Annotated in this window: 16 protein-coding genes; 9 read left to right on the top strand and 7 right to left on the bottom strand. The window is 58.1% G+C overall.

Annotated features, from left to right (window positions below):
• Positions 1-16: 16 nt before the first annotated feature.
• The 4 genes from nrdB to ubiG form a co-directional block, all read right to left on the bottom strand.
• Positions 17-1,150, bottom strand: coding sequence for a class Ia ribonucleoside-diphosphate reductase subunit beta (gene nrdB / locus ACT5M9_RS01245; protein WP_457978534.1), 1,134 nt, complete (start codon positions 1,148-1,150; stop codon positions 17-19).
• Between the two features lie 65 nt (positions 1,151-1,215).
• On the bottom strand, positions 1,216-3,483 hold the full coding sequence (gene nrdA / locus ACT5M9_RS01240) for a class 1a ribonucleoside-diphosphate reductase subunit alpha (RefSeq protein WP_457978536.1): 2,268 nt from the start codon (positions 3,481-3,483) through the stop codon (positions 1,216-1,218).
• A 560-nt stretch (positions 3,484-4,043) separates the two neighbouring features.
• Positions 4,044-4,730: an HAD family hydrolase gene (locus ACT5M9_RS01235; protein ID WP_438550844.1), complete on the bottom strand. Its 687-nt coding sequence runs from the start codon at positions 4,728-4,730 to the stop codon at positions 4,044-4,046.
• Positions 4,730-5,446, bottom strand: coding sequence for a bifunctional 2-polyprenyl-6-hydroxyphenol methylase/3-demethylubiquinol 3-O-methyltransferase UbiG (ubiG, locus tag ACT5M9_RS01230; RefSeq protein WP_457980554.1), 717 nt, complete (start codon positions 5,444-5,446; stop codon positions 4,730-4,732). Before ubiG ends, ACT5M9_RS01235 begins: the two co-directional genes overlap by 1 nt.
• A gap of 186 nt (positions 5,447-5,632) precedes the next feature.
• Here ubiG and gyrA point away from each other — a divergent pair, with 186 nt between their 5' ends.
• Both gyrA and ACT5M9_RS01220 read left to right on the top strand, forming a co-directional pair.
• Complete coding sequence (gene gyrA, locus ACT5M9_RS01225; RefSeq protein WP_457978538.1) at positions 5,633-8,386, top strand: DNA topoisomerase (ATP-hydrolyzing) subunit A; 2,754 nt, start codon at positions 5,633-5,635, stop codon at positions 8,384-8,386.
• A 370-nt stretch (positions 8,387-8,756) separates the two neighbouring features.
• On the top strand, positions 8,757-8,942 hold the full coding sequence (locus ACT5M9_RS01220) for a hypothetical protein (protein ID WP_457978540.1): 186 nt from the start codon (positions 8,757-8,759) through the stop codon (positions 8,940-8,942).
• A 215-nt stretch (positions 8,943-9,157) separates the two neighbouring features.
• On the opposite strand, the gene ACT5M9_RS01215 is transcribed toward ACT5M9_RS01220, so the two are convergent.
• Positions 9,158-10,213 (bottom strand): PA0069 family radical SAM protein, encoded by a 1,056-nt coding sequence (locus ACT5M9_RS01215; RefSeq protein WP_457978542.1) that lies wholly within the window; start codon positions 10,211-10,213, stop codon positions 9,158-9,160.
• A gap of 170 nt (positions 10,214-10,383) precedes the next feature.
• Here ACT5M9_RS01215 and ACT5M9_RS01210 point away from each other — a divergent pair, with 170 nt between their 5' ends.
• Positions 10,384-10,974, top strand: coding sequence for a tetratricopeptide repeat protein (locus tag ACT5M9_RS01210; RefSeq protein ID WP_457978543.1), 591 nt, complete (start codon positions 10,384-10,386; stop codon positions 10,972-10,974).
• Between the two features lie 74 nt (positions 10,975-11,048).
• Here ACT5M9_RS01210 and ACT5M9_RS01205 read toward each other — a convergent pair whose 3' ends face one another.
• Complete coding sequence (locus tag ACT5M9_RS01205) at positions 11,049-12,578, bottom strand: EAL domain-containing protein (RefSeq protein ID WP_457978545.1); 1,530 nt, start codon at positions 12,576-12,578, stop codon at positions 11,049-11,051.
• A gap of 313 nt (positions 12,579-12,891) precedes the next feature.
• Between ACT5M9_RS01205 and thrS the strand changes: the two genes are divergently transcribed.
• From thrS to nadS, 6 genes are all read left to right on the top strand, one after another.
• The gene (gene thrS / locus ACT5M9_RS01200; RefSeq protein WP_457978547.1) at positions 12,892-14,820 is read left to right on the top strand and encodes a threonine--tRNA ligase; all 1,929 of its coding nucleotides are present in this window, start codon (positions 12,892-12,894) and stop codon (positions 14,818-14,820) included.
• Between the two features lie 3 nt (positions 14,821-14,823).
• On the top strand, positions 14,824-15,372 hold the full coding sequence (gene infC, locus ACT5M9_RS01195; RefSeq protein ID WP_026139078.1) for a translation initiation factor IF-3: 549 nt from the start codon (positions 14,824-14,826) through the stop codon (positions 15,370-15,372).
• Between the two features lie 85 nt (positions 15,373-15,457).
• Positions 15,458-15,655, top strand: coding sequence for a 50S ribosomal protein L35 (gene rpmI, locus ACT5M9_RS01190; RefSeq protein WP_005315535.1), 198 nt, complete (start codon positions 15,458-15,460; stop codon positions 15,653-15,655).
• A gap of 14 nt (positions 15,656-15,669) precedes the next feature.
• Complete coding sequence (gene rplT, locus ACT5M9_RS01185; protein WP_005300683.1) at positions 15,670-16,026, top strand: 50S ribosomal protein L20; 357 nt, start codon at positions 15,670-15,672, stop codon at positions 16,024-16,026.
• Between the two features lie 254 nt (positions 16,027-16,280).
• The gene (locus tag ACT5M9_RS01180; RefSeq protein WP_457978550.1) at positions 16,281-16,598 is read left to right on the top strand and encodes a type II toxin-antitoxin system RelE/ParE family toxin; all 318 of its coding nucleotides are present in this window, start codon (positions 16,281-16,283) and stop codon (positions 16,596-16,598) included.
• A gap of 1 nt (position 16,599) precedes the next feature.
• Entirely contained in the window at positions 16,600-16,884 is a 285-nt protein-coding gene (gene nadS, locus ACT5M9_RS01175; protein WP_113995677.1) for a NadS family protein, read from the top strand.
• 85 nt (positions 16,885-16,969) lie between these two features.
• Here the strand turns inward: nadS and ACT5M9_RS01170 are convergent, their stop codons facing one another.
• Positions 16,970-17,791 carry a hypothetical protein gene (locus tag ACT5M9_RS01170; RefSeq protein ID WP_457978552.1) on the bottom strand — a complete coding sequence of 274 codons (822 nt, stop codon included), beginning with the start codon at positions 17,789-17,791 and terminating at the stop codon, positions 16,970-16,972.
• Between the last annotated feature and the right edge of the window lie 166 nt (positions 17,792-17,957).

Genomic DNA, 17,957 nt, shown 5'->3' with positions numbered 1-17,957 from the left:
CAAGCCCCTTGTCTCATCACAGCTCGAAGTCACCGAGATCGTCGGCGTGTACTTCGCTGTCGATCTGGCCGACCAGGTAGGAGCTCACTTCCACCTCTTGGGGGGCGACCTGCACGTTGTCGGAGGACAACCAGGTGTTGATCCAGGGGATGGGGTTTTGCTTGGCGCCGGCAAAGGCCGGCTGCAGACCCACCGCATTCATGCGCAGGTTGGTGATGTACTCCACGTACTGGCAGAGGATGTCCTTGTTCAGACCGATCATGGAGCCGTCTTGGAACAGGTACTCGGCCCACTCCTTCTCCTGGATGGCGGCCTCCTTGAACAGCTCGAAGCAGGCCTGCTCGCACTCGACGGCGATCTCGGCCATGTCCGGATCGTCGTTGCCGCTGCGCATCAGGTTCAGCATGTGCTGGGTGCCGGTGAGGTGCAGGGCCTCGTCGCGGGCGATCATCTTGATGATCTTGGCGTTGCCCTCCATCAGCTCGCGCTCGGCGAAGGCGAAGGAGCAGGCGAAGCTCACGTAGAAGCGGATCGCCTCCAGGGCGTTGACACTCATCAGGCACAGATAGAGCTTCTTCTTCAGCTCCCGCAATGTGATGGTCACTTCACGACCGGTCACCTGGTGAGTCCCTTCTCCGTGCAGGTGATAGAGGGCGGTCGCCTCGATCAGATCGTCGTAGAAGTGGCTGATGGAGCCGGCTCGCTTCAAGATCTGCTCGTTGGTGACGATGTCATCGAACACCTGACCCGGGTTGTTGACGATGTTGCGGATGATGTGGGTGTAGGAGCGAGAGTGGATGGTCTCTGAGAAGGCCCAGGTCTCGATCCAGGTCTCCAGCTCCGGGATGGAGACCAGCGGCAGCAGGGCCACGTTCGGGCTGCGACCCTGGATGGAGTCCAGCAGGGTCTGGTACTTCAGGTTGGAGATGAAGATGTGCTGCTCGTGGGGGGGCAGCGCCTGATAGTCGATGCGGTCGTGGGAGACGTCCACCTCTTCCGGGCGCCAGAAGAAGGAGAGCTGCTTCTCGATCAGCCGCTCGAAGATGTCGTGTTTTTGTTGATCGTAACGGGCCACGTTGACCGATTGGCCAAAGAACATGGGCTCCTTGAGTTGATCGTTTTGGGTCTGGCAGAACGTTGAATAGGCCATGGTTGTCGAATGTCGCGAAATGGAGGAAACAGGAGGGCGGGAGCTTGTCGCTCCCGCCCGGTTCATCAGATCTTACAGGCGCCGCCGGCACAACCGTCATCTTGCAGATCGGTCTGGGCATCGTCCGCACCATCACGGGTGTTGTGATAGTACAGGGTCTTGAGGCCGTATTTGTAGGCGGTCAGCAGATCCTTGAGCAGCTGCTTCATCGGTACCTTGTTGCCTTCGAAACGGGCGGGATCATAGTTGGTGTTGGCGGAGATCGCCTGATCCACGAATTTTTGCATGATACCGACCAGCTGCAGGTAACCATCCACGCTCGGTTGCTTCCACAGCAGTTCGTACTGATCCTTCAGGCGGTGATACTCGGGCACCACCTGCTTGAGGATGCCGTCCTTGGAGGCCTTGACCGACACCAGGCCGCGCGGCGGCTCGATGCCGTTGGTGGCGTTGGAGATCTGGCTGGAAGTCTCACTCGGCATCAGGGCGGTCAGGGTGGAGTTGCGCAGACCCACGGTCTTGATGTCAGAGCGCAGCGCTTCCCAGTCCAGGTGCAGCGGCTCGTTGCACAGGGCATCCAGATCCTTTTTATAGGTATCGATGGGCAGGATCCCCTGGGCATAGGTGGTTTCGCCAAAGGCCGGGCAGGGGCCGAACTCGCGGGCCAGCTGCACGGAGGCCTTCAGCAGGTAGTACTGGATCGCCTCGAAGGTGCGGTGAGTCAGCGCGAGGCCTGAGCCGTCGGAGTAGCGGGCACCATTCTTGGCCAGGTAATAGGCATAGTTGATGACACCGATCCCCAGGGTGCGGCGATTCATGCTGCCTTTTTGCGCGGCTTTCAGCGGGTAGTCCTGATAGTCGAGCAGGGCATCCAGGGCGCGCACGGCCAGATCGGCCATCTCTTCCAGGTCTTCCAGCTTCTCGATGGCGCCGAGGTTGAAGGCGGACAGGGTGCACAGGGCGATTTCGCCATCCTCGTCATCCACGTTGTTGAGCGGCTTGGTGGGCAGCGCAATCTCGAGGCAGAGGTTGGACTGGCGCACCGGCGCCACGGCCGGATCGAACGGGCTGTGGGTGTTGCAGTGATCCACGTTCTGGATGTAGATGCGACCGGTACCGGCGCGCTCCTGCATCATCAGGGAGAAGAGATCGACCGCCTTGAGAGTCTTCTTGCGAATGGCCGGATCCTGCTCGTACTTGACGTAGAGCTCCTCGAACTTGTCCTGATCCGCGAAGAAGGCGTCATACAGGCCAGGGGCGTCGGAGGGGGAGAACAATGTGATGTCGCCGCCCTTGATGAGGCGCTGGTACATCAGCTTGTTGATCTGCACCCCGTAGTCCATGTGACGGACCCGGTTCTCTTCCACGCCGCGGTTGTTTTTCAGGACCAGCAGGCTCTCCACTTCTGTGTGCCACAGGGGGTAGAACAGGGTGGCCGCGCCGCCGCGCACGCCGCCCTGGGAGCAGCACTTCACGGCAGTCTGGAAGTACTTGTAGAAGGGGATGCAACCGGTGTGGAAGGCTTCGCCGCCACGGATGGGGCTGCCCAGACCACGGATGCGACCGGCGTTGATGCCGATGCCGGCGCGCTGGGAGACGTAGCGCACGATGGCGCTGGCGGTGGCATTGATGGAATCCAGGCTGTCATCGCACTCGATCAGCACGCAGGAGCTGAACTGACGGGTCGGGGTGCGCACACCGCTCATGATGGGGGTGGGCAGGGAGATCTTGAAGGTCGAGACCGCATCGTAGAAGCGCTTGATGTAGTCCAGACGGGTATCTTTCGGGTACTTGGAGAACAGGCAGGCCGCCACCAGGATGTAGAGGAACTGCGGGCTCTCGTAAATTTCGCCGGTGACGCGGTTTTGGACCAGGTACTTGCCTTCCAGCTGCTTGACCGCGGCGTAGGAGAAGTCCATGTCGCGCCAGTGATCCAGGTGCGCGTTGAGCTCCTCGAATTCGGCCTGGGTGTAGTCGGTCAGCAGGTGCTTGTCGTATTTGCCCATGTCCACCAGCTTGGCGACGTGCTGGTAGAGGTGGGGTGGCTCGAACTGGCCGTAGGCCTTCTTGCGCAGGTGGAAGATGGCCAGACGGGCGGCCATGTACTGGTAGTCCGGGCTCTGTTCGGAGATCAGATCGGCGGCAGCCTTGATGATGGTCTCGTGGATGTCGGCGGTACGGATACCGTCATAGAACTGGATGTGGGACTTGAGCTCTACCTGGGAGACCGACACGTTGTCGAGCTTCTCGGCAGCCCAGTCGAGCACGCGGTGAATCTTATCCAGATCGATGGGTTCTTTGTGTCCGTTACGCTTCGTCACAAACAAGTTCATTGGCTGATGACCCTTATGAGTTGATGCCTGCCGGCATCGGTTGATTCCCGAAAAACCATCGCGCCACGCACCCCACGGACCTGGCTTGGTAAAAAGTGGGGGCGTACTGCGCGATGAATCACAAGATATAGTGTTATTTTGAATTCGAACTACAAGATAGTGAGGTCGTCCCCGCATTGCAACGTGTGGATAACCCGATAGCTGTGGATAAATTGTGGGTGTTCGGGCCGGAGTTAGTGGGCGCTCACAGTGAGTGGGTTTTCATGCGTCCGATCCGTCAAATGCAAGTCCGATGATCGAAGATGGAAAATTAAAATAACTTTTTTTGCTTGCGAAAATCGGATGGTTTTACTAGCAAATAGGCACTGGTTATCCCTTGCGCAGCAAGGGTCAAAAGCTGTCCGCTGCCGCCCGTCGCCCTCGCTCGGAGCATGAAAAAGGAGCCGATATCGGCTCCCTCTGCTTGGCTGTTGGATGGCAGCATGACGCACTTTCTGAACGCCCGCTGGCAGCATAAGGTGCCTGCCACATCCATCAACGGATCCCATGCCCGGGCCCGTTCAGCTCAGCTCGTAGCGCAGCCAGTGGTGCAGGGCCTGCACGGTGTCGAAGTGCAGATCCGCCCCCCAGTCGGCGGGATCCTCGTCGTCGTGCAGATAGCCCCAGCCCGCCACCGCGGTGCGCATGCCCGCATTGCGACCCGCTTCTATGTCGCGCACATGATCCCCCACATAGAGGCAGTGAGCGGCGTCCACCCCGAGCTGCTCGCAGGCGTAATACATGGGGGCGGGGTCGGGCTTGCGCACCGGCAATGTGTCGGCGCTGACGGTGACGCCGCAGCCCGCCAGGGCCGGCAGGGCCGCCAGCAGCGGCTCGGTGAGAAAGCCCGGCTTGTTGGTGACGATACCCCAGGGCAGCTCTTTCTCCTCCAGCCACTCGATCAGCGCCAGCATGCCGTCGTAGGGGCGGGTGCCGACACAGAGGTTCGCCGCATAGTAGTCGAGCAGGGCGGTGCGAAGGCGCGTGGCACCGAGTTCCTCGAGCAGCTCGTCCCCAAGACCTGCCTTCAGCAGCCCCAGCGCCCCGTGGGAGGTGGTCTGGCGGATCACCTCGTCGGAGAGCGGCGCGAAGCCTTCGTTTATCAGCACGTGGTTGACGGCGGCGCCGAGATCCGGGGCCGTGTCGAGCAGGGTGCCGTCCAGGTCGAACAGCACGCAGCGCAGGGGGGCCTTGCTGGCGGCGCTCATCAGCCTTGCTCCGGACGTGTGAAACTCACCATGTAGTTGACGTCCACGTTGGCGCCGAGCCTGAAGTGGCCGGTGAGGGGGTTGTAGTGCACCCCGCTCATGTCTTGCACCACCAGGCCTGCCTCCTCACCCATGCGGCACAGCTCTGCCGGGGTGATGAACTTCTTGTGGTCGTGGGTACCCTTGGGCACCATCTTCATCAGGTACTCGGCCCCCAGGATCATCATCAGATAGGCCTTGGGGTTGCGGTTGATGGTGGAAACCACCACTTGACCACCCGGGCGTACCAGGGTCGCGATGGCCCGCAGCACTGAGGCGGGATCCGGCACGTGCTCCAGCATCTCCATGCAGGTGACCAGATCATACTGGCCGGGAGCCTCGGCGGCGTGAGCCTCGGCGGTGATCTGCCGATACTCGAGCTCCACCCCGGCTTCCAGGGCGTGGAGGCGGGCGACCCCGAGGGGCTCCTTGCCCATGTCGATGCCGGTGACCCTGGCGCCACGGCGGGCCATGCTCTCGGAGAGGATGCCGCCACCGCAGCCGATGTCGAGGGCACGCTTGCCGAACAGGCCGCTGCTCTTGTCGGTGATCCAGTCGAGGCGCACCGGGTTGATCTGGTGCAGCGGCTTGAACTCGCCCTCCATGTCCCACCAGCGGGAGGCAATGGCTTCAAATTTGGCGATTTCTGTCAGATCGACGTTGGCGTCACTGTGCATTTTCATGGATCCTGTGGCAGGGGCGCGCAAGGGAGGAGAGGCGCGCAATCTATTGTCCTGGCGGGCATTATAACGGACGGACTTTGTCAAACCAGCCTGATTTGCGGCTTAAGGTATTTCACGTCCTGTGTTACCATGTCGCGCTGTTTAAGCCAAAGAACAACTAATTAGGGATTAAGGCTTTCTATGAGCGATCTGGCCAGAGAGATCACGCCGGTCAACATCGAAGAAGAGCTCAAGAGTTCCTATCTGGATTACGCCATGAGCGTGATCGTAGGACGAGCTCTGCCGGATGTGCGTGATGGCTTGAAACCGGTTCACCGCCGCGTTCTGTATGCAATGAACGAGTTGGGGAACGACTGGAACAAGCCCTATAAAAAATCGGCCCGTGTGGTCGGTGACGTAATCGGTAAATATCACCCGCATGGCGACAGCGCCGTGTATGACACCATCGTCCGCATGGCGCAGGATTTCTCCATGCGCTACATGCTGGTCGACGGTCAGGGCAACTTCGGTTCGGTGGACGGCGATAACGCCGCCGCCATGCGTTATACCGAAGTGCGGATGGCGCGCATCTCCCACGAGCTGCTGGCCGATCTGGACAAAGAGACCGTGGACTGGGTGCCGAACTATGACGGCACCGAGATGATCCCGGCTGTCATGCCCACCAAGGTTCCCACCCTGTTGATCAACGGCTCCTCCGGTATCGCGGTGGGCATGGCGACCAACATTCCTCCTCATAACCTCACCGAGATAGTGAACGGCTGTCTGGCGCTGATCGAAAATGGTGATCTCACCATCGATGAGCTGATGACCTATGTCACCGGCCCGGATTTCCCCACTGGTGGCATCATCAACGGTCGCTCCGGCATCGTGCAGGCCTATCGTACCGGCCGCGGCTCCGTCTATGTGCGGGCCAAGGCCGAGGTGGAAGTGGACGACAAGAGCGGTCGCGAGACCATCATAGTCCACGAGATCCCCTATCAGGTGAACAAGGCGCGGCTCATCGAGAAGATAGCCGAGCTGGTCAAAGAGAAGAAGATCGAGGGCATCAGCGCCCTGCGCGATGAGTCTGATAAAGACGGCATGCGCATCGTTATCGAGATCAAGCGCGGCGAGTCCGGCGAGATTGTGCTGAACAATCTCTACAAGCACACTCAGATGCAGACCACGTTCGGCATCAACATGGTGGCGCTCGATAACAACCAGCCCAAGGTGATGAACCTTAAAGAGATCCTGGATGCCTTCCTGCTGCACCGCCGTGAGGTGGTGACCCGCAGAACCGTGTTCGAACTGCGCAAGGCGCGGGATCGGGCCCACATCCTGGAAGGTCTGGCGGTCGCCCTGGCCAACATCGACCCCATCATCGAGCTCATTCGTCACAGCGCGACTCCGGCCGATGCGAAGGCTGGCCTGGTCGCCCGCGGCTGGGAGCTCGGCAACGTGGCCTCCATGCTGGAGAAATCCGGTGACGACGCTGCCCGCCCCGAGTGGCTGGAGCCGGAGTTCGGCATCCGTGAGGGTCACTACTACCTGACCGAACAGCAGGCCCAGGCCATCCTGGACCTGCGTCTGCACAAGCTGACCGGCCTCGAGCACGAGAAGATCCTGGAAGAGTACCAATCTCTGCTGGATCTCATCGCCGAGCTGCTGCACATCCTGGCAAGCCCGGAACGCCTGATGGAGGTGATCCGCGATGAACTGCTGGCGGTACGCGAGCAGTATGGCGACGAGCGTCGCACCGAGATCAGCATGTCCAGTGCCGAGATCAACATCGAAGATCTGATCACCCCGGAAGACGTGGTGGTCACCCTGTCTCACCAGGGTTATGTGAAGTATCAACCGCTCTCCGACTACGAGGCCCAGCGCCGCGGTGGTCGTGGCAAGTCGGCCACCCGGATCAAGGAAGAGGACTTCGTGGAGCGTCTGCTGGTGGCCAACACCCACGACACCATCCTGTGCTTCTCCACCCGTGGCAAGGTCTACTGGCTCAAGGTGTATCAGCTGCCGGAGGCGTCCCGTGGCGCCCGCGGTCGTCCGATCATCAACCTGCTGCCGCTGGAAGAGGGTGAGCGCATCACCGCCATCCTGCCGGTGAAAGAGTATGCCGACGACAAGTATGTCTTCTTCGCCACCGCCGACGGTACCGTGAAGAAGACCAGCCTGTCTGCGTTCAGCCGTCCGCTCTCCTCCGGTATCCGTGCCATCAACCTCAAAGAGGGGGATGAGCTCATCGGGGTGGATATCACTGACGGTAGCAACGAGATCATGCTCTTCTCCGACGCGGGCAAGGTGGTTCGCTTCGCCGAAGGCAGCGGCCGCGCCGATGCGGCAGATGCGGGTGACGACGTCGAGAACGACGACGATGCCGGCAACGATGACGACGGCAGCGATAACGGTGAAGGCGGTGAAACCAAGGGTGCCTTCAAGGGCGTGCGTCCCATGGGTCGTACTGCCGCCGGTGTCCGCGGTATCCGTCTGCCGAGCGGCAACAAGGTGGTCTCCCTCATCGTCCCCCGTGGCGAGGGCGCCATCCTCACTGCCACCGAGAACGGTTACGGCAAGCGCACCGCGCTGGACGAATACCCGACCAAGAGCCGCGGCACCCAGGGCGTCATCTCCATCAAGGTGGATGAGCGCAACGGCAAGGTGATCGATGCTATTCAGGTCGAGGATACCGACCAGATCATGCTGATCACCAACGGCGGCACCCTGGTCCGCACCCGGGTCGCCGAGGTGAGCATCATAGGCCGCAACACCGGCGGTGTCCGTCTGATCCGTACCGGTGAAGACGAGACCGTGGTCGGCCTGCAGCGCATTGCCGAGAGCGACGAGGAAGAGAACGACGTCGTCGCCACGGGCGACGCTGAGGGCTCGGCCGCGCCGGGCGAAGTCTCTGACGATCAAGCCAGCGATGAAGGGACGGCAGGCGACGAGTAATCTCGTGCTGCTTCCATTACGCCGATAACAGGCGCACCGATAAGAGAGCGACCCCAGGGTCGCTCTTTTTTAACGCTATTTTTAGTGTCCTATTGATGATGTAGCCTCTCATGTCTACATAACACGCTCTATTTGTGGTGTAAATACATACAAAATGCCAATAAAGCAGTCATTAATATTGTGGTGTTCACCTGTGTTGCGGCTCGCTGACAGGATCGGCGTCGACTGGGTTGACAGAGGGCACCCCGCGTAATCAAGGGATCATGCCGCCGTCATCTCAGTGTCACAGGAGCAAGCCAAGCTGCCCCCATCCACAGGCGACCGGGTCTGCCGGTCGCCATGGGTCAACACGCCGCCAAAGGAGCATCTTATGACCAGCTGGGTAATGTGGGAGATCTGGTGGAGCCGGATGTGGGGGGAGTCTGCTCCCGCTCTGGGGCAAGGCGCCGGGCATGGGCACGAAGAGGAGGTGGCCCCTGAGCCATCCCGTCTGCCGGTGGAGCTGATTGCCGAGGGAAGGGCGGCGCGGCCCTATCCCCTGAGGCCGCGGGGCTGATGCCTCCTGCTGCCAGCTGTCCCTGAGATCCTATTCGGAGCGGGCGTGATGGCTCGCAGGAATATGTGACAGGATCTGGCCGAGCGGGATCTGCCGCTCGTAGTCTCTTGGCGCAGCCCGCAGCCAATAGACGAAGGGCTGGGATGGGCGAAGGAGATCAGACTCCGTCTAACAAGGCGCCAGCTGCGCTTCCATGGCGCCTGATTACACTGCTCCTAGAACAGCCGAAGCTGCTCGTTGGGGCGGATGAAGCGCTCGGTATTGAGTGCAATATGGCGCTTGCCCAACCCCAGCCGTTTGGCGATCAGCCGAAAACGCTGGGCGAGCAGATCGGCAAATTGCCCCTCACCGCGCATGCGGGTGCCGAAGGCGGGGCTGTTGAGGTTGCCGCCCCGGCTCGCCCGCAGCTGGTTCAGCACCGCTTCCTTCTGCCCCGGGTAATGCTCATCCAGCCAGTCGCTGAAGAGCGTGGTCAGTTCATGGGGCAGGCGCAGCAAGATGTAGTCGGCGCAGCCGGCGCCAGCTGCGACGGCGGCCTTGATGATCTGCTCGAGCTCGGGCTCGTTGAGACGGGGGATCATGGGGGCGGCCAGCACCCCGACCGGTACGCCGGCACCGGCCAGCTTCTCGATCACCTTCAAGCGGCCAGCCCCCGTGCTGGCCCTGGGCTCCAGCTGTCGTCTCAGGGTTTCATTGAGGGTGGTAACCGATACCATCACCTGACAGAGATTCTCCCGGGCGAGCTCCCTTAGCAAGTCGAGGTCGCGCAATATCATGGCGCTCTTGGTGATGATCCCCACCGGATGGCGATGGGCCAGCATCACCTCGAGCAGCTCGCGGGTGAGGCGATAATGCTGCTCTATGGGTTGGTAGGGGTCCGTATTGGCGCCGAGCACTATGGTCTGGGGCTGGTAGCTCGGCTTGGCAAATTCCCGGCGCAGCAGGACAGCAGCATTGAGCTTGGCAAACAGCTTGGTCTCGAAATCCAGCCCCGGCGAGAGCTCCAGGTAGGCATGGCTGGGCCTGGCGTAACAGTAGATGCAGCCGTGCTCACAGCCCTGATAGGGATTGATGGAGCGGCCAAACGGCACGTCCGGCGACAGGTTGTGGCTGATGATGCTCTTGGCTTCGATCTCGCGCACCTGGGTCTGGGGCGCCTGAGACTGGAACGCGGCTTCCCACTCCTGCGCCTGCCAGCCATCGTCGACGGCCTCTACCTGCGGGCCGCTGAATCTGTGATCGACATTGTGACTGCTGCCTCGTCCTGCCATACCCTATACCAACACTGTTCATATATACAGTATTGTGGCGGGGGGCCCGACAAACTGCAAGTCCGGTCGTCCGCCTTGGATAAAACTGCATCGCAAATGAATCTCTTGCTTGATCTGTTGCTACATTTCGTTTACATAGACGAAATGAGAACTGGATCACGGAAATCATCATGCAACCCACTACCGCCCGTTGGCTCTTTATCGCCGTCATTGGCCTGGTCATCTGGCGCCTGATCCCGCTCTCCACCGAGCAGGAGATGGCGGCGGCCAACCGGGCCTGGCGAGTGGGCCACTTCGATGAGGCGACCCGGATCTGGCAACCGTTGGCGGAGCAGGGCCAACCCAGGGCCCAGGCCCTGATGGGATGGAGCCATGAGCTGGGGCAGGGGAGCGAGCAGGATCTGGCCCAGGCTTTAGCGCTCTATCGTCAGTCCGCCGAGGCGGGGGACGCCTTCGGTCAATACCGGCTCGGGGAGCTCTACCTGCGCGGGGTCGGGGTGCAGCGGGATCTGCGTATCGCATTTCACTGGATGGACAGGGCGGCCCGCAACGGTGACGTGCCCGCCATGCTGAAAGTGGGGGTGCTGCACCTGATGGGGGCCAATGGCCGGGTGGAGATGGCCGAGGCCAAGCTGTGGCTCTATCAGGCCTCGCAAAAGGGCAACAAGCTGGCGCTCAGGGTGTTGCAGGAGCTGGCGCTGGCGCAAGAGGGGCGCAGCGAGTTTGATTTCAACTGGCAGCCCCTGCTTGGCGCCTCCTGAATCCTTTCATGACAGCTCAAACATGAGCCAGAGCCTGTCTCGATCGATGACAGGCTTGGATTTAGCGGCGTGGATCAACCCACCTCAGCGCTATCTTGCTGTGCGAGGGGCGGCGTCCATGCCAACACCTCGTCCAGCGGCATGGGCCGTGCGTAAACATAGCCCTGGATAAGGTAAACCCCCCGTGCTGTGAGGTAATCGACCTGAGCCTGATTTTCCACTCCTTCCGCGATCATCTCCATCCTGGATTCATGGCCGAAAGCGATGATGGCGTCCAGCACGCTGCGCTTGAGATCCTGAGTGCCTATGGTGTCGACGAACATCTTGTCGATCTTGATGCTGCGGATCCCCAACTGCTGCAAATAGGCGAAGCCGCCGTAGCCGGTGCCAAAGTCATCGATCTTGAAGTGGTAACCCCTTAGCCCCAAGTGAGCCATCTCACGGGCGGCTCCCTTGATGTCAGAGATGGGAATGCGTTCGGTGAGCTCGAAGGTGAGCCGATCGGGGTCGGGCCAGCCACTCTTCTCCAGCATGGCCTGCAGATGGTGCTGCTCCACATGATCCGCCACCAGGTTGACGCTGACCCAGTTGGGGGCGGGCAAGCGTTGCAAGTCCCGCACGATTTGGTGCACCAACAGTTCCGTCATGGGGACGATCAGCCCCTGCTGCTCCGCATAGTCGATAAACATGCCGGGCGAGATAAACTGCTCGCCCCGCTGCCAGCGGATCAGCGCCTCGTAGCCCACGACCTGCTGGGTACGGCTATCGACGACGGGCTGGTAGAAGGGGATAAATTCGCCACGCTGCAGGCCCAGTTTGAGCAGACCATCCAGAGAGTGGCGGTAATTTCGTATCAGCCAATAGGCGACCACCAGCAGCAGGCCAAGAGGAATGGCGATGATAAGGCCGTAGTGGCGTATTTGGCTGGCCACATAGTGGCGCAGCTCCAGGCCGGCCGAGAGCGTCTCCTCTACCTGATTGCGTTCATCAAAGGTACTGACTGATATCTTGTCCGGCTGCTGCTTGATGGCCGCATTGCCCCGCGGAAAATAAAGCTGCTCAATGGCGGGATCCTGGTGGGAAAACTCCAGATAGAAGCAGTCGGGGCAGGGAGATTGCATCAGCTCATGAGTCCAACTGCTGTCCATGACCCAATAGACCAGATTTCCTGCGTGTTTTGAGTAGACCAACAGCTCCTGCTCACTGCCAAATGAACCAGCCGTGGCCGTAAAGCGGTAGTCGGTTAATTTGGGCATGTCCTTCACATCTTCCAAAATGGGGATGCCAGGCCCCATGGTCGAGCAACTCACCCCCTGAGCGGTACGCATGCCGGCGAAGCGGAGGTGACGGGTGTAAAAGGCGGGTTCTCGCAGCAGTGCCATGTCCTCGGGGCCGCAGTCAAACTTGAAGCGCGGTAGCTGGGTCATGACGCTGTGTTCTACGGCCTGGTTGCGGGTCGTCTGGTAGGCGAGCAGTTCCTCTCCTTTTTCCTTGAGAAAATGTTCGCTGATGGGGCCGGTCAGGAGTGGTCCTGACAGCAGTACAAGCAGCGCAGGAGAGAGAAACAATCCGAGTGATTTCCACCACGATAGACGTCGAGACATGTGATCTTCCTTGTGTTCGCGACTGACTCGATTGAACTTGGCTAACGATTATTTGTATCACCTCAGCAGGAGGTTGGATGCGGATTTTTTATCCAGCATGCGTCATCGCACTTGTCCGTGTTGTGACGTCTGATACAATCCCACACTGTTCCTGTCAATGAATGGCCTCGCACGGCAACAAAGTGCGTATCACGGCGTGTACCAACCGTATTGTGAACGGTGAAACATCAAAGTGAATGGCTTGATTTTAAAGGACTTCTTCAATCTGCATGTGGCCTTTGGTACGGGTCACCACTGTATAAGGAAACTTCTCATGCCAATCATTACTCTGCCTGACGGCAGCCAACGTCAATTTGCCCACGCCGTTTCTGTCATGGACGTCGCCGCGGACATAGGTCCGGGCCTCGCCAAGGCGTGCATTGCCGGTCGGGTAAACGGTGAACTGGTGGATGCCTGCGAGCTGATCGAAGCCGACGCTTCCCTTGCCATCATCACCGCCAAAGACGAAGAGGGTCTGGATATCCTGCGCCACTCCTGTGCGCACCTGCTGGGTCATGCCATCAAGCAACTCTGGCCCCAGACCAAGATGGCCATAGGTCCTGTCATCGACAACGGTTTCTACTATGACATCGATCTCGATCGCACCCTGACCGACGAGGATCTGGCTGCCCTGGAAGAGCGCATGCTGGCGCTGGCCGCCAAGGATTACGACGTCATCAAGAAGAAGGTCTCCTGGCAGGAGGCTCGCGACGTGTTCGAGGCCCGTGGCGAGTCCTACAAGGTCGAGATCCTGGATCAGAACATTGCCCGTGATGACCAGCCCGGTCTGTATCATCACGAAGAGTACGTCGACATGTGTCGCGGCCCGCACGTGCCGAACATGCGTCACTGCCATCACTTCAAGTTGCAGAAGATGTCCGGTGCCTACTGGCGCGGCGACTCCAACAACAAGATGCTGCAGCGCATCTATGGCACCGCCTGGGCCGACAAGAAGCAGCTCAAGTCTTACCTGCAGCGTCTGGAAGAGGCCGCCAAGCGCGACCACCGCAAGATTGGCAAGCAGCTCGATCTCTATCACATGCAGGAAGAAGCTCCCGGCATGGTGTTCTGGCACAACGACGGCTGGACCATCTTCCGTGAGCTGGAAACCTTCATCCGCGGCAAGCTCAAGGAGTACGACTATCAGGAGGTGAAAGGCCCCTTCATGATGGATCGCGTGCTGTGGGAGCGTTCTGGCCACTGGGAGAAGTATGCCCAGGCCATGTTCACCACCCAGTCCGAGAACCGCGAGTACGCCATCAAGCCGATGAACTGCCCGGGTCACGTGCAGATCTTCAACCAGGGTCTGAAGTCCTACCGGGATCTGCCCCTGCGCATGGCCGAATTCGGCTCCTGCCATCGCAACGAGCCGTCCGGCTCCCTGCATGGCCTGATGCGGGTGCGTGGCTTCACTCAGGATGATGCCCACATCTTCTGTACCGAAGAACAGGTGATGGAAGAAGTGTCGGCCTGTATCCGCATGGTCTACGACGTCTACGGCACCTTCGGCTTTGAGAACATCGTGGTCAAGCTCTCCACCCGTCCCGAGCAGCGCATCGGTTCCGATGAAGCCTGGGATCGCGCCGAGGCCGCCCTGGCCGAAGCCCTGGTGCTGAACGGCCTGAAGTACGATCTGCAGCCGGGTGAGGGTGCCTTCTACGGTCCCAAGATCGAATTCACCCTGCACGATTGTCTTGATCGTGCGTGGCAGTGTGGTACCGTGCAGCTCGATTTTGCCTTGCCGGGCCGTCTTGGCGCCACCTATGTGGGCGAAGACAACGAGCGCCACGTCCCCGTGATGATCCACCGTGCCATTCTGGGTTCCTTGGAGCGCTTCATCGGGATCCTGACCGAAGAGTACGCCGGTCTGTTCCCGACCTGGTTGGCACCGACCCAGGCCGTGGTCATGAATATCACGGATGCTCAGGCCGATTATGCGGTGAAAGTAGCCAAGGCATTGAATGATGCGGGCCTTCGCGCAAAAGCGGACTTGAGAAATGAGAAGATTGGCTTTAAAATCCGCGAGCATACTTTGAAGCGAGTGCCTTTCATGCTGGTCTGCGGCGATAAAGAAGTAGAAGCCGGCAAGATTGCAGTACGGACTCGTAAAGGGGCTGACCTGGGGACTTATCCTGTTGAAGAGCTGATTGCTCTGTTGACCCAGGAAGTTCAGACCCGCGGACAAAAGAAAGTGGAGGAATAAGCTATAAAAGGCGGAAAAAAACTGGGCAAGCAACCGCAAGCCCGCGCTCACCGGATCAATGAAGAGATCCGTCTGAAAGAAGTTCGTCTGACCGGTCTGGATGGTGAAGCCATTGGCATCACCTCCATCCAGGATGCTCTGAACTTGGCCCTCGAGGCCGGAGTGGATCTGGTCGAGATCAGTCCTAACGCTGAGCCGCCCGTTTGCCGGATCATGGATTACGGCAAATTCCTCTACGAAAAGAGCAAGACCACCAAAGAACAGAAGAAAAAGCAGAAAGTCGTCCAGGTCAAGGAAATCAAATTCCGTCCTGGCACTGACGAAGGCGACTATCAGGTAAAACTACGCAACCTGGTTCGCTTTCTGGAAGACGGGGACAAGGCTAAGGTCACCCTGCGCTTCCGTGGTCGTGAAATGGCCCACCAGGACCTTGGTATCAAGGTACTGGAGCGAGTCAAGAACGATCTGGAAGAGTTGGCCGTAGTCGAATCGTTCCCGAAAGTCGAAGGCCGTCAAGCTGTGATGGTTCTCGCACCTAAGAAGAAATCTTAAGGCCCACAAGTAATTGACTCATGGGCATGTCCCATGAGTCGGTTCGCCTTGCGATTTTGTTGTCACTCACAATGCGGAGTATGAAATGCCGAAGATGAAAACCAACCGGGGCGCCGCAAAGCGCTTCAAGAAGACTGGCTCAGGTCGCTTCAAGTGCAAGCACAACCACCTGCGTCACATCCTGACCAAGAAGAGCAGTAAGCGTAAGCGTAAGCTGGGGCCGAAGTTCATGGTTTCTGCTGCCGACCACAAACGTGTTGTCGCTTGTCTGCCGTACGCATAAGGGGGATGTGAAAAATGCCAAGAGTTAAACGTGGTGTGACCGCTCGCGCTCGTCACAAGAAAGTAATGAAAGCCGCCAAGGGTTACTACGGCGCCCGTTCCCGTGTCTACCGCGTAGCGGTACAAGCGGTAACCAAAGCTGGTCAGTATGCCTACCGTGACCGTCGTCAGAAGAAGCGTCAGTTCCGTCAACTGTGGATCGCACGTATCAACGCTGCTGCCCGTCAGAACGGTCTGTCCTACAGCCGTCTGATCAACGGTCTGAAGAAGGCTTCCATCGAGATCGATCGCAAGATCCTGTCCGATATCGCCGTTCACGACAAGCTGGCTTTCACCGCCCTGGTTGAAAAGGCTAAAGCAGCGCTGGTTTAATCCGGTTCTGTTATGAAAGATAAAAGGAGGCTTCGGCCTCCTTTTTTGCATCTCTAATTAGCTGTTTTATATGGCTTTTTTGTTTTCAATGTCCATATGTTGCCCCATTTATTTTGCTCGATGCCATCGTAGGCTGAGAGCTTGGTGGGTGTATTGGCTACAAGGGTGGGACACAGCCGGAATGGCCATGTTGCCTCACAGACCTGAGGTGGTGTACTATGTACGCCATCATGGATGCTCAGAGTGAGTGATGCGTGAGTCACGCGATTGAATTTATTGAGACGTCTATCTTCACCAGACAGATAAAAGCCTTAGCGACAGACGATGAGCTCAGAGCACTGCAAGTCGAGCTGATTGCCCAGCCAGAGAAAGGCGACCTGATCCAGGGGACTGGTGGGTTGCGAAAAGTTCGCATGGCAACAGGCCAGCAAGGGAAAATCGGCAGTGCCAGGGTGATCTACTTCTTGGCATACCTGGTACTGGTGTATGCGAAGAGTGAGAAAGAGAGCCTCACTGCGGCAGAAAAGGTAGAGCTGAAGAAATTGACCACGTTACTTAAAGGGGAGGTTTGAGATGAATATGTTTGACGAACTGAAGGCTTCCCTGGAAGAGGCTGTCGAGATCAAGCAGGGTCGCGTAGAGCCTGCTGCACGGACCAAATACGAGGTCGCAGACGTCAAGGCCATTCGCCTGGCCCTCAAGGTTTCACAACAAGAGTTTGCCCAAGCGCTGGGAACGAGTGTGGATACAGTCAAAAGCTGGGAAACCCGGCGCCGCAATCCAACTGGGTTAGCTGCGAAAGTGTTGGGGCTTATCCAGGATAAGCCAGACCTATTCCGTGAGTTGGCGGCTCACTGACCTAGGTAGCAAACAACTAGAAGAAGGCTCCATTCTTTTTGGTCAGCAGTTGAAGGAAGTAAAGAAACAGCTTTTTTGCATTGTGTTATTTCTCTGCTCCGCTTTCTTTTGACGAGTTATCTGTAGTGTCTTTGGAGACGATCCAGGTTACCTGTTCGACCTGATCGTGGCGTATGAGCTGTACTTTTCCGCCTTTTAGCCTATAGGCGCAATGAACACTATTGCATATCAAACGAATGTGAGGCTTTCCGCTAAGAAGAGGCGATAATGCTTTGGCATCCTCGGTAGTCAAATGACCGTTTTCCAACTTATTTGCCCTTGCTTGGGCAGAGTTGCTCCCTTCATTGAAGCTAAAAAATGCAGGTAAGAGAACAAGCAGCGCTGGTATGATCAAAATAGCAAACCGATCATAGATAATTTTCAGCCAAATGAAGAAGATAAAGAGCCTAGGTGTTGGCACTTGTGCTCTTCTACGTAGAAATTTCTTTACCTTTGGAAGACGCATAGAAAAAAGGCGATGACAATACCAAGCCCATCTGAGCCGTATTCCGACGCAGAAAAATAGAACTACTGTTACTAGTATAATGGTACCAATCCCCCAGAACACTGGCTTGAGATAGGTCTTACCGGCGTCTAGCCATTGAATATATCCCCAGGCGAGGGTCAGGTCCGCAGGCCACGGAAACTCAAAAATATTTAACCCATCGACAAGAGATGCGCCAAAATGATACGCCATCCCAGATAAGTAGATACCAGCGGTTATGATTGGAATTGCTGCAAATACCGAGGTCAGGAATGTGGCAATTTTGGTTTTGGGCTCCTCTGGCTGAGGAGCATTTTGTGCTTGTTTTAGGTGTTGCCTTAACCAACGCCAAAAATCCCAGTTGATTTCTTTTTTCTTCTTCATATATCCCTACGTAAGACATTAGAGCTTCAAATATGTCTGCTATTGTACCGATACTTTGGTGAATGCAAATGTGAGTCAGTAGTTGGAATGCGACTAGACTGGACTTCAATAGTTCAGTTATCAGATTATGTCTATCACCTTCTATCAAATTGAAAAATAAAATGTT

Source organism: Aeromonas sp. AE23HZ002T15 (assembly GCF_054165525.2).
The sequence above is the reverse complement of the archived record's forward strand: the minus strand, read 5'-3'. Positions and strand labels throughout refer to the sequence as shown.